This is a genomic window from Ktedonobacter sp. SOSP1-85, from assembly GCF_016587415.1.
In the GTDB taxonomy this organism is placed as follows: domain Bacteria; phylum Chloroflexota; class Ktedonobacteria; order Ktedonobacterales; family Ktedonobacteraceae; genus Ktedonobacter.
Genome location: NZ_BNJI01000002.1, coordinates 1,254,020 through 1,275,561, shown reverse-complemented (window position 1 = coordinate 1,275,561; position 21,542 = coordinate 1,254,020). Strand labels below are relative to the sequence as shown.

Below are 21,542 nucleotides of genomic sequence, written 5' to 3'. Positions count from 1 at the left end.
AATCAAACAGATTCCGACTTTCTGCTCCAACTGTGGGCAAATCCCATCATCTGAAGATGACCAGGTTGAGAGTCATGCGCAGGAAAAAATCATTGAAGTATGTCAACCAGTGAAAAAGAAAGGAATTTGGTGATGACTCAAGAACACGTGCCCGTTTTAATTGTGGGAGCAGGTGGCGCGGGCCTGTCCCTGTCCCTCTTGTTGCACCAGCAGGGTATTTCCTCGTGGTTGATCGAGCGACGGATCGACACCTCGTGGTATCCGCGCGCGCGTTCCCTCAATTTCCGTACCATCGAAGTGCTGCGAGGGTTGGGACTGGAAGCGGAGGTCCTTGCTGGAGGAGCCAGGCTCTCGCGGATGTTCCGCAAACACAGTCTGGCCGCCAGCGAACAAGAGGAAATCCTCAATCCCATCGCGATGGTTGAGCATCTGGAAGACATCACCCAGGAGCCCCTCGCCTGGTATTATCCCCAGAGTAAGCTCGAACCATTACTGCTCGCTGACGCGCGGAGACGCAGCGTGGATGTCCGATATGGCACCGAACTCGTCTCCTTCACGCAAGATGAGGCAGGCGTGACTGCGGCCATCAAGGATCGCGCGACCGGAAAAGAAAGCGAGGTGCGCGCAGACTACCTGATTGCGGCTGATGGCGCGCACAGCCGGATTCGTGAGACCCTCGCCATCTCCACACAAGGACTCGGGGAGCTTCCAGAGTGCCAGATCTTTGCGTACTTTCGCGCAAACTGGGGGTCTTTGGTCGCAGGCTATGAAAATGACGTGTTCCAGATCGTGAACAAGGACGTGCGCGGCATGTTTATGATCACCGATCAGCAGCGTGGCTTATTTATGATCAGCTATTCCTCTGCCCGAGGGGAAACGGCGCAGGAGTATCCCGCCGAGCGCTGTCAGGAGATGATTCGCCTGGCGTTGGGGAAAGCAGATCTGGACGTCTCGGTCGTCGATATCGCCGACTGGAAGCCCATTCAACGGGTGGCTGATCGGTTCCAGCAAGGGCGGATCTTCCTGGTGGGGGATGCGGCCCATACCATGCCGCCCTACCTGGGACTGGGCGTCAATACAGCTATTCAAAGCGCGCAAAACCTGGGCTGGAAACTGGCTGCGGTCCTCAAGAGGCAGGCGACACCAGAGCTGTTGGCGACCTATCAGACGGAGCGGCGCCCCGTCGGCTTGTTGGCAGCTCAGCAGTCGATGGTGGGATCGGGAGCGATCTTGTTTGGGAAAGAAATCAGTGAAGCCAGGGGAAGTGCCCTCCCTGATCTTCAGGAACAGCTTTCCATCATGCATCCCATCGTCGGGTATCGCTATCGTTCAGAGGCCATCCTTTCAGAAGAGGCGATCACGCCAGCGCGTGATGGGATCGAGTTGCTCAAGCCCCTGGAGTTGAACGGATTGCCTGGGACACGGGTGCCACATCTATGGGTCGAACGAGAGGGGCAACGCCTCTCCACGCTGGACCTGCTTGATGGTCGTTTCATTCTGCTTGCCGGTCCTGGTGGTACAGCCTGGGATGCGGCAGCACCAGAGGTGGCAGCGTCACTTGGGATCGAACTAGCAGCCTACCGTATCGGCTCGGATGGTGGGCTGCTGGATGGAGAGAATAGCTGGCAAACAAAAATGGGAGTCTCAGTTGAGGGAGTGGTGCTGGTGCGGCCTGATGGATTTGTGGCCTGGCGCAGCAGTATACAGCCTAAGAACCCAGTGTTGTTCCTTGAACAGGTACTTTCGCGCATCCTGTGCCGGTCTACCACTCCGACCTCCCTGTAAGTGAAGAGAGCATGAGGAAATGGCGAGGAAACGAGGGAAATCCTCTCCATTTCCTCATCCGTCACGTGCTCGTTCGGCGTATTGATCCCTCTTCGCCGTATGCGCAAACCTTACAAAGATCTTTTTCACGAAAAGCACATGAGAACATCAAAGGAATCTTCAGATGCCCTTTCTTTTCCCTACAGCAAGTCCATCTTCTTCCCGCTGCGCGAGGTATGGACCATGGCATTCAACCAACTGAGTCAGCAGATAAGCGGCTTTTTCGTCCGATCAGAGTCTTATCAGCGAGCCCTGGCCTACATGCAGGGACTGATGAGTTCAGTGGAACGAAAAAACGGGTGGCAAGTGGCGGAAGAGTTGGGAGAAGCAACTCCGTATGCGATGCAACAACGGCACGGACCGAGCCAAGTGGGATTGTGACAGGGTGCGAGATGCGTTGCGCGCATATGTTCGTGAGATGCTTGCAGCTCCCAATGCGGTGTTGGTGATCGACGAGACTGGGTTTCTCAAAAAGGGGCACAAATCGGTGGGAGGAGAGCGCTCAGTACAGTGGTACGGCTGGACGCATCGAAAATTGCCAGATAGGCGTGTTTCGCACCTCAGCGAGTTCGCGTGGACACACATGGCTGGATCGAGAATGATATCTGCCGAAAAGTTACAGGAGATGGTGGAGGCGGATTGCGGGCGCGCTGGACAGTGGAACAGTGTTTTGAGGAAGCGAAAGGAGAGGTGGGTCTGGATGAGTACGAAGTGTGTTCCTGGCAGGGATAGTTCCGTCACGTGACTCTCTCCATGCTTGCCATGGCCTTTTTAACAGCCCTGCGAGTCAACGGGGAAGAAGATGTGCTAAAAAAAAGTTTGAACAGACACCAGAGTCAGAAGCCTCTGATTCTGTCCAAGCCAACCTGTCTCCTGATCTCCCGGTGATGGTTCCCCGAAGTCGCGCCGAACTTCGGCGGTTGTTCTTTCGTCTTGTTAGCAAACCGCTCCTCTCTTTTGCCTCCCATTGCATACCCAATTGAGCGATAAGCTGGCTCGTGACAAGAACGAGATCCAGGGGTTGCTGGTGGTCCTCACGCCGCGAGTTCACCCAGGTGTTTGCCGATCCCTGCCGCATGACTGCTACGGAGGTGCTCCAGGCGCATCCCAGCGCAAGAGCCATCCGCGCCGCAGGAGTGGATACCATTGCGGCTATCTTGCGCGCGACGGCTCCCCGCAACTATGGGCGTGAGACGGCCCAGCGGTTAGTGGATTTAGCCCACCAGTCGGTGAGCAGTGGGTTGGCAAATGTCTAACCCCCAGATATGGTTGGGGTAACTTGCAGTGATATTGGTAAGCAAGTACGGAGAGATCGCAGCCTGATGAGCGCGTTTGGAGAGATTGGGGCCGGGATAGACAGCGACCAACCCCATCTCGTGCATATGCCGGATGACCGCTTTGCGATTGACCTGCATCCCTTCCCGCTTGAGTTGCTCTGTGATTCGGCGCGATCCATAGCAGGGATGGTCGGTGGAGATCTGATCAATCCGATGCTTGAGTGCAATTTCTTCGGCTGAAGGCGGAACCGGCTGATAGTACAGGCTGCTTCGATTGAGTCCCAATAATTGAGCTTGCACGCTTAAGGAAAGGTCTGCCTTGCTCCAGTCTATCAGCCTGACTCGTTCATCGCGGCTCAAGCAGGTGACCACATTTTTTTTGATCCAGGCCAGTTGTGTACTCAACGCGCCCAATCTCGGCGTACAATTCCTCTCGTTCTTTTTCCCAGGCTGCTTCTTTGGCTGCCTGATCTGTTGCAGCCTGGTCATTAAAGGCTCCTGGCAGAGCTGCAAGCGCTTGATCTCGCCATCGGGAAATGACATTGGTATGCGTTCCATACTCCGAAGCGATTTGTGAGAGGGTTTTAAAGGTGGACCCCAGGTATACCAGCCAGGTATGCAGTGGGTGCGGCACGGTGATCAAGAAGACGCTTGACCACCGTGCCGCACCCACTGCGAGTGCGGCACTGAATTGGACCGTGACCACAACGCCGCCATAAACATCAAAGCGCTTTGGCTCGGACGGAGCCTTCAGGGCGCGCAAGCCTCCTGAGAAGCCCCCGGCTTTTAGCCCTGACACTTACACACAAATATGAAACCTGGAAGAAAAACACGGAAGCGGTGCGCTGCACAGCCTTTGTCTCTTCAGCATGACTCGTGGGTTGCTTTTGGCGAAGAAGCCCTGTGCCTTGCCAGAGTGGAAGCACAACAGCGGGTATTTTTTTCTGCGCCTCTCCATCGCATGCCTCTGTGAATCTTCTGCAAGCTTTGAGATTTGTGTGTAAGTGTCAGGCTTTTAGCCGTGGGGAGTCGTCACAGTCCCCAGCCTTCTCAGCCCGCGGCTGAAAACAGCCATGAGAGCCAGAAACAGTAGAATCAGAGCGACAAACAGCCCGAACAGCATATGGATACTGGTAAAATTCGCGTGAGTATACGTGCCCATGTCAAACGTAACCGCTACCACCGCGGCAATTGTGGCTATGATTCGCAAAAGATGTGTAATATTCATCAGAACGCCCTCTTTCTCTTAGAGATTGTCCTGCCAAAGCGCAGACATCTCCATTTCTTCCCTGTATGACAGGCACTCTTTCCTCTCCAAGAAAAACACTGGATGGTTCAGCGCCGTACTCTCGAAATCCTCAAGCGAAGATTGTAATGATCATCGGAGGTTGAATATGCGAATGTGTCGTCATCAATATATTCTTTTCTTGTTGTGTTCTGTCTGACCGTGCGGCCAGATGCTTGTGCGCATTCGAAGCGTATTGAGAGCGGCAGAGAGCCATTGCTCCTATCCTCTTGGAGTTCCAAGGTGTTCTCTCGCTTCACCCCTTACACACAAGCTGAAACAGACGACTTAGTTGTGACACAAGAACAATTGTGCAAGCTAAAGAAAGCGCTTCACATTGTTCTTGCTTCCCACCCCTGGGGTCCGCTGGGGCCACGCGCTTGCCCATTTCGCAGGCTCGCGCGATGCAAACCGGTTTGTGTGGACTGGTGATGGTTGGGTGCGTGATGCATGATGCGTTTGTCTCCCGAATTGACAAAAGCGGTGTGCAGATGTTCGCTTGTAGAACCGTTGGTCTCAAACCTGGGAGTTCCAAATTCGTGCCAGACTCATGAAATTTCCACATGGGCAAAAGCGTGACTTCCAAAGTTCCCTTGTTATTTCAACGTTGGAGAGACTTCTCTGGCAGTTGTTTCACCTGATCCTGTTTCACTTGATATGCTCGTAGCAACGGCTGACCTTTGAAGCAGTTTCACGGCTGATAAAGCTGCCATGAAGATCATCGTAAAGATGATGACCGTCGCTTCCCCCTCAGCAATGCTTCTGGTATGCCAGACCACCCCCATCGCGTCAGTAACCAGCGTATCGCCGCTGCCTGAGAGATAGGCCACAACATATGCCAACCCAACCACGGCAAACACGATGATCGCCTGAGCGTAGTACGACTTGGGAAAGGCCGACGCCTCCTCTTTGCTGTCAGTCCTGCGCAAACGCAGAAAGAGGGCAAACAATTGGAAGAGCACATACGCCGTGAAGAGCCACCCCGCGTAGTTGGTGAATGGCACCCCGAAGTAGCCACCGCCTTGTTCCCAGATGTAGACATGATTGATCGTCGAGAGTGTTGGATCCAAGCCCAGATCATTGGCGACCATGCCAAAGGAAGCAATAAACGGAACGGCGAACGTGGTGAACGCACTAGACTTGCGGTCAATATCACCAATCAGCACCGTGGCAAGCACCCAGGCGGAGTAGCCGGGGAAGTAGGCAAAACCGACCAGCAGAGGCACCTGAAAGAGCTTGGGACCAAACCCGTCGGTGTAATAATAGTGACCAAATGGAAAGCCAGTCAGAATACTGGTGTTTTCCAGAAGATTACTGACGACCAGACAAAGGACAAGAAAGATGAGAATGCCGCTCCATTTGTAGCGCAAAGCTCCATGAAGCAGCCAAAAAAACGATCGGGATCAAAAGCCCGATCGCCGTGGGAATATGGAGTGGAAGCACTGAATTCATCAGTTTAACTACTGCATAAACCACAACCAGAAGCCAAAGAACGTAGGTCGATGCGTTTCTCACGAAAGAGCGATTGTTGACAGTCAAGGGAAGGTATCCTTTCTCTTTGACATAGGCAACTGAACGACAGGTCCGGGAATGAAGGGGGAGAACCACATCTTTGCGCGTCCCCCATGCTCTCCGCTTCAACGAAAGAAGGGCTTCCCCGCTTGCAGAGATCCTTGCCTCGGATGAATAGGAAAATTTTATTCCAATCTCATTTGAAGCAAATAGGCTTAACAGAACTATAGCACGCCTTCTCAAAAAAGGCAAGGTCAGAGGACAGCCGGTGACTGTCTCGTGTGTTGTGGGAGGGCTGCATATGGATTCCAGCGAGATCTGGTCCCTCCTTTTGTCGCCAGCCGCGAGATCCTCCTCAGTAGTTCCAAGCATAGGTGGCTGGCTCACGCGAGCCCCATCATGAGGCTGTCTTCCCCAGAGCCACAGACCTTCTCTCTTGACTTATCAGCCATTCTTGGGTATAGTTATCTCAAAATGGATTGCTTCAAATAAGATTAGGGCAAAAGAGACGATGCAGACAATGGAACAGCCAGCGCCGTCAGTGCTCAAACTGCTGGCGCACGATCTGCGGTGGACGTTACTCCAACGGCTCACACAGAGTGATTACCGTGTGGCTGAACTCGTTGCGCAGGTAAAACAGCTACTCAACCTGGTCTCCTACCACTTACGCCAGCTCCGCCAGGCTGGTCTCGTTCGTGAGCGGCGCAGTACCGCTGATGAGTGCTCGTTTCACTACAGCCTTGACCTGGAACACTTGCATATGCTCTACCTGAAAGCGTCGTCAAGCCTCCATCCCAGCCTAGTCCTACAGTTGTAGATGACCACTGCTCTGCCAAACCAAGATTGATTCGAGATATTTCCTCCTTCTGAAAAAGAGGGAAGGCCGACGTGGAACCAAACGAGTCCCTGCCTCAGCGTCCCCTTGACGTCACCTCTTTTGTCTACACTACTTCTATTAGATATATCTAATAGAAGTAGTGTAGACAAAAGCTCAGTACCTGGCTTGTCTGAGAAGGAGAGGGCTCGCTCATGTATGAATTGCTCATTCTTGCCCAGCTCATGTGTGCTCCTGAGCATGGTTATCAAATAGCCAAAATTGCCAGTGACATGATTGGCCCCTGGGCCAAAATCAGTCTCGGCACCCTGTATCCTCTGCTCACAAAGCTTGAGCAATCGGGATTCATCAAAAAGCTTGATGAGGGACAAGAGGCCACAACGAGACAACGTGGTCGCCAGCAGACACGGACGACCTACGAGATTACCCCGGCAGGGCGGATACGCTTTCACCAATTGATGATAGATACCATCTCTAACCCAGGAGACTACCAACGTCTGTTTCGTTTGAAAGTGCTGTATCTGGACTTTCTCCAACCTGATGAACGTCTCCATCTCTTGAACCATTACATCACCTACTGTGAGACACTGGTGCTCTATCTCCACTCAGAAAGGCGTGATCTCCTCCAGGTAGTCTCAGATCCTGCTCAGATGCGCAAGTTCAGCCCGCATTTCCGTGCCATTGCAGAGAGATTGATGCGACATCAAGCAGACCAGTGGCAGGGAGAGATCGCCTGGGCAAAAGAGATTCGTGAACGCGTGACCTATCAAGATGAGGCAGAAACACACATCAATCCCGTTGATGGCGAGAAAGGAGAGATGCTTCCTGACTGAGAAAAAAGTGGCGCAAGGGGAAAGAAACTGTTGTGGACGGAGCAATGGTGCCTGAGCCTGGAAAACCTGGTCACCATGCTCCTGAGCAGAAACCGCCTGCTTCTGATTCTAGCATGCTGATGCAAGCGGTCCTCTCTCGTGCAACGACATCAAACACGAATAGATGGAGGATACTCTATGAAAAAATATATCTTTTTGAATGTCCCAGCCACTGGACATGTGAACCCAACACTACCTATCGTGCAAGAACTTGTCCAATGTGGCGAGCAGGTCATCTACTACCTGACTGAAGAATTTCGCGCAATCATTGAGGCAACGGGAGCCATCTTCCGTCCCTATGAGTCTTTCCTGGGAGGTTTCGGGCCGGGCCCTATGCCCTTAAAGATGGCGGAGGAAAGTCGCCGTGTCCTTCCCCAGGTCCTGGAGTCTATTCGCGCGGAGCAGCCCGATGCTCTTCTCTACGAGGCCATGTGCCTCTGGGGACGTATTGTCGCTCAGGTGCTCCAGGTCGAGGCGATTGTCTTGCGTGCCAGTTACGCTGCCAATGAGCATTTTGGCCTGTTCACAGCGCGGTCGTACGCTTCCATGCCATTTCCATCCGAACTGCTTGAGCGCTTCCATGCCAGCTCTGCAGAGCTCAGCGCGACCTACCATCTACCCTCGTTTGATCTGCGCCAGTTTGTTGCCCACGCGGAAGGTCTCAACGTTGTGCTTCTCCCCGCACAGCAGAATCTGATCATCGGACCAGGTTGAGTAGTGTTCTCCTGATGAGGTGTCTCAAAACCGTTCGTTTGCTGCGAACGGACGAGCCACTGGCGCTTTTTCTGACCTTTCCTCTTGACTCAACAGACAATTTCTCCGAGAAGGATGCCCAGAATATCTGCACCTATCGATCAGCCAGTTCGCCTCTTGTTTCTCAAGCGCAGAGAGAAACGTTTCTGTGACAGAAGAGCATTCGGCAATATCAGGAGAGATCACATGATCAATTTGGGTCGATATTCTGGGCATCCCTCAACAACAGAGATGGAGAGGTCCATCTACCCTTGGAGAATGAGCCCCTCAGCCTTCATTACAAGATTCATAAACGAATCTTGCGCCCCATAATTGCTCAGGATGACAAGATTGTAGCCCTGTGTCAGAAACATCTCGAAGACGGTGGAAGCGCCCTCAGAACCTCCACTATGCCAGACGATGCGTTTGTTGCCATTGATGACCAGGGTGTCAAGTAGACCATAGGCCTGCATGACACTTCGCTGCGGCAGCGGCGGAGGAGTCCCCTGGGGTTGCTGTCCGGAAGCTGCCGTGGGAGCTGGTCCATTTGGGGCGGGAGGCGGCGGGACTGCAACCTTGCCTGTCATGAGCAGATCCGTGAATGAGGGATTGAGCAACTGGTGTGTTTGCAGTGCCTGACTATAGCGCAACATATCCTCTACGGTCGTATAGGCGTCGCCTGCGGGTTCTCCAATGAAGCCTTGTTGCTCACTGATATCTACGCGCTCGCTATTATAAGGATGCGCAATATCCTGCATCCGCTCTCGCTGTGGCTTGGTGTAAAAGCGGCTTTTGCTCATGCCAGCTGCCGCGAAGATGTGCTGGTGGATATAGTCATAATAGTCCATCCCTGATACTTGTGCGACAATTGTACCCAGAGTCACATAGCCCGAATTGCTGTAGGAAAAGGCCGTTCCAGGAGTGAACTGTAACGGCTGCTGCTTGATGATCTCCAGCAGACCATTCAGGGTTTCAGCGGCGCTCTGCCAGATGAGAAACTTGGCTTTGTAATCGGGGACCAGGTGAAAATCCCCCATCCCGGAGGTATGGGTCAATAACTGATGGATGGTGACCGAATCGGCAATGTCAGCAGGGAAACCTTGCAGATACTTGCCAATGGGATCGGTAAAGGTGAGCTTCTGTTGTTGGGCCAGTTGTGTAATGGCAGTGGCAGTGAATGACTTGGCCATTGAGGCGGTCGCATAGAGGGTCTGAGGGCCATTGGGAATGTGTCGTTCTTTATTTGCCATCCCATAGGCTTGCAACAGCACCGGTTTGTCTCCTTGGGCGACGAGGAACGTGCCAGAAAACTGATCCTGTTCTGCCAGTTGCTTGACATACTGATCCAGCTCTCCTCCTGGAGCAAGCGTCGCAGGAATGGATGAGTCAGCAGCGTGAGCAGCAAAAGCGGACCGGTAGCCCTGAAAGGCCAGCAGGCCACCCGCCGCCAGCAAAGATGCGACACCTGCCGTCTGCACGACCCGACGACGAGTTATAGGTGTATGAAAAAACGAAGGCTTCGCGTTCAAGAGATTCTTCTCTCTTTCTTTTTTATCTCCCATCTTCTGAGAGGTGATTCATCACATGAGGTAGCAATGCAGGCGCGTGGTCCGCACGCTTGCTACCTGACCCCAAGTATAGCGGTGCTTACTGGTGCCCACATCGTCTCTTGCGCCAATCTTGTCCAGCCTTTCCAGACAGGTCTCTTTGTCCCTGTCTGTTCCGCCATGGCGAAAGAGGCATGCAGCAGGTGGAGAAAAGGACAATGAAACAGCGAGCGGAGGGTGATATACTAGAGCCATGACTTTTAACCGCAGATACGTCTTGGGGGGCGCTATGGACACAGAGAAGCACAGACGAGGCAAGAGCGAGCAACAGAGAACATCCACTGGGAATCTTTCTCTGAAGGATCTCTCTGCATCTGAATCGGATCGGCGTTCTCTGCTCTGGTTCCTCCTCTTGTGGGTGGGCGCTGTTTCCTTCTGGGGGTGTGCGCGGATCCTTCTAGAAGACCAGATCAAGCTTCCGTTCAGTAGTTTTGCCATTATCATGACCAGTTCTATCCCTTCTTCACAACGTACATTACTCCCACCGTCATCAGGTCCACTCCCGTCGCCACATTTTGGGCATCTCTCTGCTCCTCTGAATGTGATCTTTTTGCTGTTGATGGTCTTGCATTTCCTGCTTCACTATCTGTGCCTTTCAGACAGATTCCCGCAGCGCTGGTCCTGGCTCTATTTTCTCTTCCAGGCCGTATGTGTTTTTACCATGAGCCTCATATGGTCCGACCTGATCATCACACTTGGGTTCTATTTGGTTCTGGTCATTGAAGCTCTGAATGTGCTCAAACAGATCAGGCACATCGTGATCATTGTTGCCTGCTTTCTTGCCCTCTTTCTTGCAACGGCCATCATCCAGATACTGCAAATGACCATCTGGATGACGCTTGAGTCCGTTTTGCTCCTGGTGGTCTTTCTTATCGGGTGGATTCTGCTTTTGATTCAACAGGCCCATGCTCGCAGTCGGTTGGAAGCGGCTCATCTCCAACTGGCTGCCTTTGCGATGCGCATGGAAGAACTGACCCTGGTGAACGAGCGGCAGCGCCTGGCGCGCGAGTTACACGATACGCTGGCACAGGATTTGGTGGGGCTGACATTGCAATTGGAGCGTATCGATCAACATCTGGAGAAAAAGCGGCATGAGCGCGCTCGCGAACTGGCCCAGCAGGCCATGTCTCGCGCACGGGCAACCCTGGCGGAGGCCCGTACCGCCATCGATGATCTGCGTGCCAATGCGCTCGGCCCTCAAGATCTACTCCAGGCGCTACACAAAGAGATCGATCGTTTTAGAGAGAGCACATCCATCGCGTGCGTCGCTGACATTGCAGCGCTTGCACAGACACCTTGTGCTCTCTGTGAGCATGTGCTGCGTGCCATCACGGAAGGACTAACCAATGCCGCCCGTCATTCCCAGGCACAACAGGTGCACATTTGCGCTCAGTTCCAAGAGGACTTCCTGATCATTGAAATAGGTGATGACGGGAGAGGCTTTGAGAGCGCTGCCCTCGCCACGCTACAAGGTCACTATGGCCTTCTGGGGTTGCGTGAGCGTGCTCATCTTTGTGGAGGCCACCTGACGATTGAGAGTGCTCCAGGGCAAGGAACAATTCTTCGCTTGCACCTTCCCACGCAGACGAGAGGAGAGGTTCTCTGATGAGAGAAGAACACCCAACCATTCGGATTGTCGTCGTTGATGACCACCTCATTGTGCGTGAGGGGCTACGTTTTATGTTGGAAGAGGCCGATGAGGGGTTTGTCCTGGTTGGTGATGCAGGAGATGGTGCCGCCGCCCTCCAGGTGGTGGGCAGAGAACAACCCGATGTGGTCCTGATGGATTTACGGATGCCGGGCATGGATGGATTGGAAACCATCAAACGTATTCGTGCCGACTGGCCGCATATTGCCGTTTTGATTTTGACGACCTATAACGAAGATGATCTCATGATACGAGGCTTACAAATGGGGGCCTGCGGGTACTTGCTCAAAGAGACGGATCGAGCAACCCTGTTTCGGGCCATTCATGCCGCAGCGCGCAACGAGATGACGGTCCAGCCAGAGATTATGAGTCGTATTCTTTCGTATGCATCTCATGGTGTCTCTTCACCTTCTCTCTCGGCGATCCCATCTTCCCGCAAAGAAACAGATCTGACGGAGCGTGAGGTGGAGGTGCTGACAGGTCTTGTGCAAGGAGAACGCAATAAAGAGATTGCCCTGCGACTGGGAGTCGCCGAACGCACGGTGCGTGCTCATTTGAGCACTATTTATATGAAGCTCAACGTGGACTCCCGTGCTCAGGCAGTTGCCCATGCTCTTCAGCATGGTCTCATTCCTCCTCATTCTTTCTAATCTCAGCAGAGAAAACGAAAGCCGTGGGAGATAGTTGCTCATTGTATGGACAGGTATTCCCTGCCTACACAACTCGCCTTAACCTACGTCCGTTGACATCTCTGAGCACGCCCAAAGATCCAACTGGACGGGCGGTTCCACTACGAGGAACCGGAATTCTTGCTTCCACTGCTCATGCCGCAAGAGGAGCAGTGCTTTGATTTGGTGCCGGTCCTGGCAGGCACGCAACTCCCGGTCGCCAAGCCGCGACGCAATATTCTGCGCGGCGTTGGTGTCTGCGTGGGTCGTGTGACCGCAAACCCGGCAACAGAACGTCTGCTGATTGGGGCGATTTTTGCGGTCTACGTAGTGGCACACGTGGCACTCTTGCGACGAATAGCCGCTCTTAACCTTTGTGGCGGTGACACTGCGTTTGGTGGCATTCCACTCAAGTTGCGCTGGAATATGCGCGAGGTTGGAGGCACGCAGGTACGCGTTCATGGCGCGGGCTTTGAAGCGCATCGAGGGCACTGATAATTGTTCGTAGGCAAACTGACATCCTTCGTGTTCTTCAAAACAGAGGTTGACGGTTCGATTGATCGATTGCTTGATATGCCGGATGAGCCTCTGTCCTGTGCGACTGGTGGTGGAGGGGAGTTTCTCCTTGGGGACGCCATTCTTTTTCAAGCAGGCTCGCAGTTTCGCCTTGCGCCGTCGTTTTTCGCGATCCTGCCGATTCCGTTCTTTCATCCGCCCATTGAACGAGCCGTACTGTTCGCCATCGGAGGTGGTGATGAAATTGGCGATACCGACGTCAATGCCAATGACCGGCGCTTCGTTCGTGGTCTCTGGCAGGATTTCTTCGTCATAGGTCAGGGTCAACCACCACGCCCCCGCTCGTTTATTAAGGGCCACACTCCTATTGATCTTCCGACGCTTGCCCGTGTGAGGATCAGTGAGCTGTATTTTGTGGTAGTTAGCAAGCACAACCGGAATGAGGAGCTGCTTTCTGAACGTCAGGGTCGAAACCTTGAGCCAGTAATCCACGGTCGAATCGGTGGCTGCTTCCAATTGGACCACATTGACATTGGCTTGAATGCAGGGTTGGCGCAACGTCGGAATGTTCCACTCCCGCCATTGCGGTTCCTTTGCTTCTGCTTTGAGCGTGCCTTCTTCCCGTTGTTTCTGATACTCAGCCAACGCGTCCAGATACGCTTGATAGGCGTTGGCGCGATTGGTCCGCCAGGACGCGGGCGATGCCTGCCGCCTGTTGGATCGCGACGCGCTGCCATCGCTCAGAGAGAGCGGTCGGAAAGCAAGGAGCGCGAAAGCCGTTGGGGAGTTCCTCATCGCAAAACAGAGTCACATACTGCTGCATCAACGCAAGATAGACCTCGGCCAGTTCGTCCAGGGCAGCGAGTTTGCCTGGATTTGCCCGTTCTAATCCAATATGGGTGATTGCACGCGTGATGGTACGCGGCTCACCCTTCTTGGGGGGCTTCTTGCGCTTCTTCATAGCTTCCCTGCTCCAATTCTTGCACAATTTTTTCCGTTTTGCGCTTTGCCCGGCGTTGCCCATACAATCGAGCGCAGAACGAATAAATGATGCTGGTGAGGTCAGCCAGCAAATCTTCGGTGCCACTCTCTGCTTGATTGACCACTTCAATCTCGCGCCCATAGGTTTTGAGCAACGTTTCGATGTAGCGAAAGCCAAAGCGCGTGCCACGATCCTTGTGTTCAATCACGATGCGCCTGATGCTTGGATCAGCCAGCAACGCCAGAAACTTGGGCCGATTGTCATTGACCCCAGAACCGATTTCTTTGACCACCTTGCTCACCTGATAGCCTCGCGCCGTACAGTAGGCTACCAACCGTTCCGCCTGGCTGTCCAGGTTTGACGTGTTTTCGGCTGAGGACACCCGTGTGTACACCGCCACTTTGGGAAGGGCAGGCCGTTCTTTCACGGGCACTGATTCTGTCACCAGAATAGTGCCCGTATCCATTTGGTGCCCGGCGATCTTGCCTGCCTTGTACCACCTCCAGGCGGTTCGGTAGCTAATGCCTTGTTGTTTCGCATAAACGATCAACTTCATCTCATGATTATAGCATACATGACCACATTTGTCTATAGCTGTCTATTCATCGAGCAGGGCTGTTGCAAAGTTCATCAGTCGCTCTCATGCGGCCATGTGTGCCAACGCTTTGTCGAACTGATAGCTAAACGTTCGTTGTGCATGGGGCAGATTGGTTTCGCCCCGACGAGCCATCAAGCCAATGGCCGTGTTGTTGAGTAAAGCGAGCACATGAGGGGCATGGCCCATTCGCAGCTGAGAATGATCTTCTTGAAAGGTCTGGTCTCGGCGATAATGTAAGCCATTCTCAATGGTACAATCACAAATGACAGTGCGACACGAAGTTGTACGGAATGAGTGAGACGAAAGTCTCCAGGCAGGTGTCCATGCCAGTCTCCACCCCTCTCTGCGTCACTGGTAACAGTGAGGTGGAAAGCGAGGGAGAATGCCTAAGGAAACTTCAACCACAAGAAGTAACCGGGCTAGGGGAAGACCGGACGGGCGAATGCGAATGAATCTCTGATGAGGCTGCGTTATGTGAGGTCATCGAAAGTGGTTGATACGGTGATGATGGGAATATTGGAGAGCCGTGCTGTCAAACGGCTTTGAGGACACCCACTCCCCGCAGTATAGGAGACGCCCACCCCGATCGCATCTCAACTGTACAGAACGTGGAAACCCCAATAAGGTCTCAAGAGCCCATCACGCTCTTGAGTAAGCCAACCGCAAGGGACGCCGAACGCCTTAATGGGAACAGGAAGGATCAAGAAGCGAAGGCTGCTCGCCGAAAGGCAACAGGAATGCATAACTGGGCAGATAGGGTCGACAACGAAGATACCCACGCCGAAAGGCGGCTGACGTGATCCTGGTACATCACCCAAAGAACGGTGCGAAGGAACTCATCAAGGGAAAAGTTAGATGCAAGCAGACACACGCTTAGCAAACGGAACCGAGAAGCAGACCGACTGGAACGCTATTGACTGGCGCAAAGCCAATCGGGCTGTTCGTAACCTGAGGCAACGTATCTTTCGGGCAACACAAGAGGGAAACCTGAAGAAGGCCCGCTCGCTCCAAAAACTCATGCTGAAAAGCTACTCGAACCGGCTGATAAGTGTCCGGCGAGTTACGCAGATGAACGCGGGGAAAAACACTCCTGGGGTAGACAAGCTGGTCATCAAAACACCAGCAGCCAGAGGGAGAATGGTCGATCTGCTCGCACAGTACTCCTGTTGGAAAGCAAAACCAACACGGCGGATCTACATCCCAAAGGCGAATAACACGTCTAGGCCATTAGGGATACCCGTGGTGATGGATCGCTGCCTTCAGGCAATGGTCAAAAACGCCCTTGAACCAGCTTGGGAAGCCAAGTTTGAGGGCGCGAGCTATGGGTTTCGCCCAGGTCGAAGCTGTCACGATGCTCTTGAAAAGATCTACGGACTGGCTCGACCCAATAAAACCAAGAAGTGGATACTTGATGCTGATATAAAAGGGGCATTTGACGCAATCTCCCACGAATATCTCCTGAAAACCATTGGCCCGGTCCCTGGAAAGGAACTGATAAAGCAATGGCTGAAAGCAGGATATATTGAAAAAGAGGTCCTCCATGCAACGGAGCAAGGTACACCTCAAGGCGGTGTTGTTTCCCCCCTGCTGCTTAACGTCGCGCTTCATGGGATGGAAACAGCCCTCAACATCAAGTACAACTGTCGCGGAGAGCTCATCGGGAAACGAGCAGTAGTAAGATATGCCGATGATTTCGTCTGTTTCTGTGAAACCAGGAAAGATGCCGAGCGTGCGCAGGGCATCCTGACAGACTGGTTGAAGGAACGTGGCTTGACTCTCTCCGAAGAAAAGACACGAATTGTTCACCTGACCGAAGGATTTGACTTCCTTGGCTTCAACGTTCGCCTGTATCCAACGCCGCATACCTCGCGAACGGGATGGAAACTCCTCATCAAACCCAGCAAAGAATCAGTTCAACAGGTGCGAAAGAAACTCAAAAGTCTTTGGGAAAAAGCCCAGGGGACCAACGTCCAGGCGGTCGTGGGAAAACTCAATCCCGTGATCCGAGGCTGGGCGAACTACTTTCGCATTGCTGTAGCAAAAGAAACCTTTAGTAGCCTGGATAAATGGATGTATCAGAAAGAGGACCACTACACCAGGCACGCCCATCCCCGGAAAGCTCAGAGCTGGCGACACCAACGATATTGGGGCCAACTGCATCTGGAAAGAAAGGACTCATGGGTGTTTGGAGACAAACAAACAGGAGCCTATCTGCTCAAATTCAGCTGGTTTCCGATTGAACGCCATACGCTGGTCAAAGGAACAGCCTCACCGGACGATCCCAGCCTCAAGAGCTACTGGATGGAACGGCAGGCCGCGAAAGCCAAAGACCTGACATTTTCCAAGCAGAAACTCGCGAAGAGGCAGCATGGTCAATGCCCGCAGTGTGGAGAATCCCTTTTCAATGAGGAAGAACTTCAGGTTCACCATCTCCATGCCCGTGCTCAGGGTGGAAAGAATAGCTACAGTAATCTTGTTCTGGTTCATCTCCTCTGTCATCAGCATATTCATGCCGCATCGAAACAAGCAGTAAATGACTGCCAGGAATGCAACAAGCAAGGATTCTTAGCAGAAGAACGCAAAACTGCTTCCCGAGCAAAGCGCAAAGAGGAAAAAGAGCCGTGTTGTTCGTGATGCGCTTGAGCCGTGTGCGTTGAGAGGCGCAAGCACGGTTCTGAGGGGGCCGGAGAGCTGTGAGGCCTTCCGGCTACCCGACAATTTTGCCTGAGTCGAATAAGATATCTGCCCCAGAAGTCAGCACGAGGAGGCTTCCCACGTGAGAGATACTCTCCTTGAGAGGCAACCTGCGTTCTCGGTTGCCTAAAGGTAGAAAGCCATGAACGAACGACAATGGAAGATTCGGCGCTCGACCATTGAGGTTCCTGGCGCCCCGCAGAGGTGGGATCGGGCCTACCAACAGCTTCTCCAGGGAAGTGCAGCATCATTGCCCCATTGCGTCCAGGAGCCGAGACAACAGGAGAATCACGATGAAGATCGCAGTCTACGTTCGCGTTTCGACGCAACGACAAGCACAAACACAGACCATCGAACAACAACTCGACAGCTTACGGAAGTATCATGAAGCTCAAGGATGGTCATGGCAAAAGGAACACATTTTTCGTGATGACGGCTACAGCGGGGCAAAGCTGCGTCGACCAGGCCTTGATCGACTGCGAGAACAGGTAAGCCGCTCGATGTTTGATCGGGTGGTCATCACTGCCCCTGATCGACTTGCTCGCAATTACGTTCATCAGATGTTACTCATTGAAGAATTTGAGCACGGTGGGTGTCAGGTGGAGTTCGTTGATCGACCCATGAGCCATGATCCCCATGATCAACTCCTGCTTCAAATCCGCGGAGCTGTTTCCGAGTATGAACGCAGCCTGATCGCAGAGCGGATGAGACGTGGTCGACGTCAGAAGTATCTGGCAGGTGGACTCCTTCCCTGGACTCATGCTCCTTATGGCTATCGCGTTGATCCGGCTCATCCTCGTGATCCGGCAGGGGTCCGCCTTGAACCAGCAGAAGCAGCTGTCGTGGCAGAGCTGTTCACGATCTATCTCCAAGAGGGAAGAAGCTTAAAGTCCGTGACCCAACACCTCATAGATCTGGGCATCTCTAGCCCTGGTGGGAAAACGCGGTGGAACCAGGCAACCATTCGAGGGATTTTCACCAATCCTGTCTACACGGGAACCGTTTACATTGGGCGCAGTCGCCCCACTGAAGCACGTGGGCGTCACTCAGCACTGGTTCCCATTGGACGAGGTCGCGGAGGCCATACCCAAACGACTCAGGAGGAGTGGACCGCCGTCACGCAGGTTCCAGCGATCATCAGTCAGGAGCAGTTTGATCTGGTCCAGGCAAAACTTGCCCGCAATCAGCAATTTGCCCGGCGCAACAATACCGCCTATCCCTACTTGCTTCGCGCTCTGGTCAGCTGTGGCACCTGTCGGCTCGGCTGCGTTGGTCGAAGCAGCCGAGGAGGCTACGCATACTACGTGTGTCACGGCAAGAGTCATGGGATCATTTCTCGTCGCGATGAGAAATGTCCAGCTCGTTCGATCCCCGTTGAACAGCTCGATGAACTCGTCTGGCAGGATGTGTATGAGATGCTGACCCACTCGGACACCATTGCGACTGCACTCTACCGTGCTCAAGGCGGGCTGTGGCTGCCTCAAGAATTGCAAGCACGACGAGAGAATCTGCGGAAAGCGCGGGTGAGCCTGGAACAGCAGATGGAACGTTTAACAGACGCCTATCTGGCGAATGTCCTGCAACTCGAAGAATACAAGAGGCGCAGGCTGGAATTGGAACAACGCTTGTCTGTAATCGCAGAACAAAAGCGGCAGCTGGAAGCAAATGTGGGGCAGCATGATCAACTTGCCGGGATGGTCCAATCGATTGAAGCGTTCTGCCAGCGCGTTCAACAAGGTATCAATGAGGCGACTTTTGAACAAAAACGCCAACTCATCGAACTGTTAATTGACCGCGTTGTCGTCACCGGCGATGAGGTTGAGATCCGTTATGTGATCCCAACCTCATCTAAAAGTGTGACCATACGTTTTTGTCATTTGCGATTAGACTATTTCAATGCCCCAATGCTCTCGAACAAGTGCCAGGAGGCGTTTGGGGGTCGCCACCGAGGTCGGCAAACTTGTGATTCCATACTGAACCTCTTGCTCCACCTTCCCCAGCGCGTTGATTCGTTGTCGTTCGAGCTTGAAGACCTGCGAGAGACCAGGCCACTCTGAGTAATGAGAAAGCTCGCTACTCACGGTGATCTGCCGTCTTTCTCGCCGCCCATGCCCTTTGTTGACTGAGGAGGCTGAGCGAAAATCGGTGGGAGGAGCTGACCAGCCAGGACGCACGGATGGTGGCTCAAAGAGGGTTTGCAGATCCTGATACATCTGCTTTTGATTTTCCTTGATCATCCAGAGATAGTCTCCTTTGGCTTGCAAGATCTTCAGACTCAGCTTGCGAGAAGCAAAAATGGCATCTCCACTGACGAGCGTTCCACGCAAATCGAGAGTTGCCAGCAGCAGAGGAGCCGCACTGACCTCACTTCCCGAGGTGCTGACCTGGACTTGTGCCAGGACAACTCCCTCTTTGGGGAGGTAGGCCGCAAGCAGATGGACGCCTTGTGTGCTTCCAAGAGGAATCGTGCCTCGTAAGGTTTTGCCGTCTAAGCACAGATGCCTTTCGCCTGGGGCCAGCCTGCGAGAAACCTGATGTGCAAAGAAGTGACCAATAACCTGCTCGACTTCGTCTGGATCAACTGCCGCCGCTAAGATACGACTCCAGGTGCTGTAGTGAGGCATCCTCTGGTGCCTCAAGCCAAACAAGTGGCTCAATTCTCGATGGCGCAACTGAGCCCAGTCGGCGATCGCCCGGCTACTGGTCTGCCCTGCTAGCTTTGCTAGCAGGCCTATCAGCAGAATGTCTGCCAAGGAGTAGCGCACGCCGCGCCGATCTCGATGATCTTTGACGCGTTGTAACTCTCCATAGAGAACTTCTACATCGAAGAGGAGTGCCTTATTGGGAAGAGCAAGCCGACTGGAACGTGTTGTAATAGTCATGAACAGGCCTTTCGTTGCGAGGAATTGGATGTCTCAACCATTCCTAAAGCTCGAAAGGTTCTGTTTTATTCCTCTTTTTGCCATGTTATTCCCGACTTTGCAACAGCCCTGATTCATCGAGTGAACGTTCCCCAATACCTTCCATGCTTTGCAAGTGCAAAGTCAACACGACTCCAGTGCAAAACACAATCTACATCAGGTGGGAATCGAAAGCCTTTATAGCTTAGAACAGTGGGGGTTGTTTTCATGAAGCTATTCTAACACATTGCTCAGCTACTTTCCCAAGTTGACAATACCTGGAAGACGAGGTTCTCCCTGTTGTCCAGACGCTGTCGCTCCTCGCTGGAGATCGGCTTCTCCTATGTACTGATGGCCTCACCTCCATGGTGCCTGATCTGCACATCGCCCAGAGCCGCGCCCCCCACACAAAGAGGGGTCACCCGCAGCCCTGTCCTTCCCAATTGGCGCCGAGGGAGCAAGGTTATCCGTGTCATAGAGTCTCTCCTGTTGGCGCAAACGCTATTACTCCTTTAAGCAAGTTACTCTTACTATCAAACCAATGGAGAAAGGCTTCCAGGGCCGTATCTGACGTAGTTCGATGCGTGATCCAGGGGGCAATATCTATACGTCCACTCTCAAGATGATCGATTACACGACGAAAGTCCGTGGAGTTCGCATTGCGACTGCTCAGCAACGTGAGTTCGCGGCGGTGAAAATCAGGATCATGAAAGCTGACATCCCCCTGAAAGAGACCCACAAAGATCAGGCGTCCCGCGTAACCAACATAGGAAAACGCAGCATGCATAGAGTGTGGATTTCCAGTGGCATCGAAGACTACCGGCGGGAGATCATCCCCAACCTCGTGTTGCAGAAGAGCCAATGCATCACCATGAGCATGCAGGCAGGCGATGTGAGGCCATAGTCGTTGACAAAATGCTAGCCTTGGCTCGCTTATATCCATAACCGTCACCTGAGCACCGGCAAGCAGCGCGAACTGCGTGACTGCCAGACCAATTGGTCCCGCTCCTACGACAAGCACGCGCTCATGTGGGGCCAGTTGAGCGCGACTCACCGCATGCGCACCTATTGCCAGGGGTTCAACGAGGGCGAGTTGTTCCGAAGAAAGGCTGGTCGATGGGTGGAGTTTTGAGATTGGAATATGCACAAATTCGCGCATACCTCCATCGATATGCACTCCAAACACCTTGAGATTGAGACAACAGTTTGGTTTACCGCGCACGCAGGCAGGGCAAGTTCCGCAATCGAAATACGGTTCAACTGCGCAAAGCGTACCAACCGCCAGCGACGGATCTGCAGACTCAGTCGCGATCACCTCTACGCTCAATTCATGGCCAAGGATACGCGGATAGGTAAAGAACGGTTGCTCTCCCCGAAAGGCATGCAGGTCCGTTCCACAGATGCCTACATGGCGAACCCGCACAAGGGCAGTACCGGGGCCGGGGGCTGACGGTGCTTCTTGCTCAAGAAGACGGAATTGACCGGGTTTCTCTAAAAGAATAGCTTTCATAGTCTCTTTTTTGTGGCTCCTTCAAGTGTGTAGTCTGCCATACTTCATGTGAATGCTTGCCCGCTACGCGGGCGGGGAAGGA

The 21,542-nt window shown here is 53.2% G+C and carries 19 protein-coding genes and 2 pseudogenes; 12 read left to right on the top strand and 9 right to left on the bottom strand.

Going from position 1 to position 21,542, the window contains the following annotated elements:
- Positions 1-132 precede the first annotated feature (132 nt).
- The 4 genes from KTE_RS33825 to KTE_RS33815 all read left to right on the top strand — a co-directional run bounded on the left by KTE_RS33825 (position 133) and on the right by KTE_RS33815 (position 3,080).
- Positions 133-1,785 carry an FAD-dependent monooxygenase gene (locus tag KTE_RS33825; protein WP_201389428.1) on the top strand — a complete coding sequence of 551 codons (1,653 nt, stop codon included), beginning with the start codon at positions 133-135 and terminating at the stop codon, positions 1,783-1,785.
- A gap of 138 nt (positions 1,786-1,923) precedes the next feature.
- Positions 1,924-2,205, top strand: coding sequence for a hypothetical protein (locus KTE_RS49955; protein ID WP_374226863.1), 282 nt, complete (start codon positions 1,924-1,926; stop codon positions 2,203-2,205).
- Positions 2,162-2,569 carry a transposase gene (locus KTE_RS33820; protein WP_374226834.1) on the top strand — a complete coding sequence of 136 codons (408 nt, stop codon included), beginning with the start codon at positions 2,162-2,164 and terminating at the stop codon, positions 2,567-2,569. The genes KTE_RS49955 and KTE_RS33820 overlap by 44 nt, the downstream gene beginning before the upstream one ends.
- A gap of 253 nt (positions 2,570-2,822) precedes the next feature.
- On the top strand, positions 2,823-3,080 hold the full coding sequence (locus tag KTE_RS33815) for a hypothetical protein (RefSeq protein ID WP_236600783.1): 258 nt from the start codon (positions 2,823-2,825) through the stop codon (positions 3,078-3,080).
- Here KTE_RS33815 and KTE_RS33810 read toward each other — a convergent pair.
- Positions 3,039-3,506: an IS3 family transposase gene (locus tag KTE_RS33810; protein WP_236600782.1), complete on the bottom strand. Its 468-nt coding sequence runs from the start codon at positions 3,504-3,506 to the stop codon at positions 3,039-3,041. The two genes, KTE_RS33815 and KTE_RS33810, sit on opposite strands and share 42 nt — an antisense overlap.
- Positions 3,507-3,691: 185 nt before the next feature.
- Between KTE_RS33810 and KTE_RS49950 the strand changes: the two are divergent.
- Positions 3,692-3,873: pseudogene (locus KTE_RS49950) on the top strand (zinc ribbon domain-containing protein); the annotation flags it as partial.
- 1,109 nt (positions 3,874-4,982) lie between these two features.
- Here KTE_RS49950 and KTE_RS33800 read toward each other — a convergent pair.
- Positions 4,983-5,756, bottom strand: a complete 774-nt coding sequence (locus tag KTE_RS33800; protein WP_201389424.1) for a carotenoid biosynthesis protein — start codon at positions 5,754-5,756, stop codon at positions 4,983-4,985.
- Positions 5,757-6,409: 653 nt separating this feature from the next.
- On the opposite strand from KTE_RS33800, the gene KTE_RS33795 reads away from it, so the two are divergent.
- The 3 genes from KTE_RS33795 (at position 6,410) to KTE_RS33785 (ending at position 8,319) form a co-directional block, all read left to right on the top strand.
- Positions 6,410-6,715: a helix-turn-helix transcriptional regulator gene (locus tag KTE_RS33795; protein ID WP_236600780.1), complete on the top strand. Its 306-nt coding sequence runs from the start codon at positions 6,410-6,412 to the stop codon at positions 6,713-6,715.
- Between the two features lie 212 nt (positions 6,716-6,927).
- Positions 6,928-7,566, top strand: coding sequence for a PadR family transcriptional regulator (locus tag KTE_RS33790; protein ID WP_201389422.1), 639 nt, complete (start codon positions 6,928-6,930; stop codon positions 7,564-7,566).
- Between the two features lie 177 nt (positions 7,567-7,743).
- Positions 7,744-8,319: a hypothetical protein gene (locus KTE_RS33785; RefSeq protein WP_201389420.1), complete on the top strand. Its 576-nt coding sequence runs from the start codon at positions 7,744-7,746 to the stop codon at positions 8,317-8,319.
- Positions 8,320-8,603: 284 nt separating this feature from the next.
- Here the strand turns inward: KTE_RS33785 and KTE_RS33780 are convergent, their stop codons facing one another.
- On the bottom strand, positions 8,604-9,866 hold the full coding sequence (locus KTE_RS33780; protein WP_201389418.1) for a serine hydrolase: 1,263 nt from the start codon (positions 9,864-9,866) through the stop codon (positions 8,604-8,606).
- A 307-nt stretch (positions 9,867-10,173) separates the two neighbouring features.
- On the opposite strand from KTE_RS33780, the gene KTE_RS33775 reads away from it, so the two are divergent.
- Positions 10,174-11,550, top strand: coding sequence for a sensor histidine kinase (locus tag KTE_RS33775; RefSeq protein WP_201389416.1), 1,377 nt, complete (start codon positions 10,174-10,176; stop codon positions 11,548-11,550).
- On the top strand, positions 11,550-12,242 hold the full coding sequence (locus KTE_RS33770; protein ID WP_201389414.1) for a response regulator transcription factor: 693 nt from the start codon (positions 11,550-11,552) through the stop codon (positions 12,240-12,242). Before KTE_RS33775 ends, KTE_RS33770 begins: the two co-directional genes overlap by 1 nt.
- Before the next feature lie 78 nt (positions 12,243-12,320).
- Here KTE_RS33770 and KTE_RS33765 read toward each other — a convergent pair whose 3' ends face one another.
- Genes KTE_RS33765 through KTE_RS33760 form a run of 3 tightly spaced genes read right to left on the bottom strand, consistent with a single transcriptional unit; the run spans position 12,321 to position 14,314 of the window.
- The gene (locus KTE_RS33765; protein ID WP_236600779.1) at positions 12,321-13,421 is read right to left on the bottom strand and encodes a transposase; all 1,101 of its coding nucleotides are present in this window, start codon (positions 13,419-13,421) and stop codon (positions 12,321-12,323) included.
- Positions 13,414-13,737: a hypothetical protein gene (locus KTE_RS48040; protein ID WP_236600778.1), complete on the bottom strand. Its 324-nt coding sequence runs from the start codon at positions 13,735-13,737 to the stop codon at positions 13,414-13,416. Before KTE_RS48040 ends, KTE_RS33765 begins: the two co-directional genes overlap by 8 nt.
- Entirely contained in the window at positions 13,703-14,314 is a 612-nt protein-coding gene (locus KTE_RS33760; RefSeq protein WP_201389412.1) for an IS607 family transposase, read from the bottom strand. Before KTE_RS33760 ends, KTE_RS48040 begins: the two co-directional genes overlap by 35 nt.
- Before the next feature lie 897 nt (positions 14,315-15,211).
- Between KTE_RS33760 and ltrA the strand changes: the two genes are divergently transcribed.
- Together ltrA and KTE_RS33750 are read left to right on the top strand one after the other, a co-directional pair.
- Positions 15,212-16,990 carry a group II intron reverse transcriptase/maturase gene (gene ltrA, locus KTE_RS33755; protein WP_201389410.1) on the top strand — a complete coding sequence of 593 codons (1,779 nt, stop codon included), beginning with the start codon at positions 15,212-15,214 and terminating at the stop codon, positions 16,988-16,990.
- A gap of 353 nt (positions 16,991-17,343) precedes the next feature.
- The gene (locus tag KTE_RS33750) at positions 17,344-19,107 is read left to right on the top strand and encodes a recombinase family protein (protein ID WP_236600777.1); all 1,764 of its coding nucleotides are present in this window, start codon (positions 17,344-17,346) and stop codon (positions 19,105-19,107) included.
- Here KTE_RS33750 and KTE_RS33745 read toward each other — a convergent pair.
- The 3 genes and pseudogenes from KTE_RS33745 to KTE_RS33740 all read right to left on the bottom strand — a co-directional run.
- Positions 19,000-19,932 (bottom strand): annotated as a pseudogene (locus tag KTE_RS33745) (ISAs1 family transposase); the annotation flags it as partial. The gene KTE_RS33750 and the pseudogene KTE_RS33745 overlap by 108 nt on opposite strands.
- 359 nt (positions 19,933-20,291) lie before the next feature.
- Positions 20,292-20,426, bottom strand: a complete 135-nt coding sequence (locus KTE_RS49065) for a hypothetical protein (protein WP_255553020.1) — start codon at positions 20,424-20,426, stop codon at positions 20,292-20,294.
- Positions 20,423-21,460, bottom strand: coding sequence for a zinc-binding alcohol dehydrogenase family protein (locus KTE_RS33740; protein ID WP_201389407.1), 1,038 nt, complete (start codon positions 21,458-21,460; stop codon positions 20,423-20,425). The genes KTE_RS49065 and KTE_RS33740 overlap by 4 nt, the downstream gene beginning before the upstream one ends.
- Positions 21,461-21,542 lie beyond the last annotated feature (82 nt).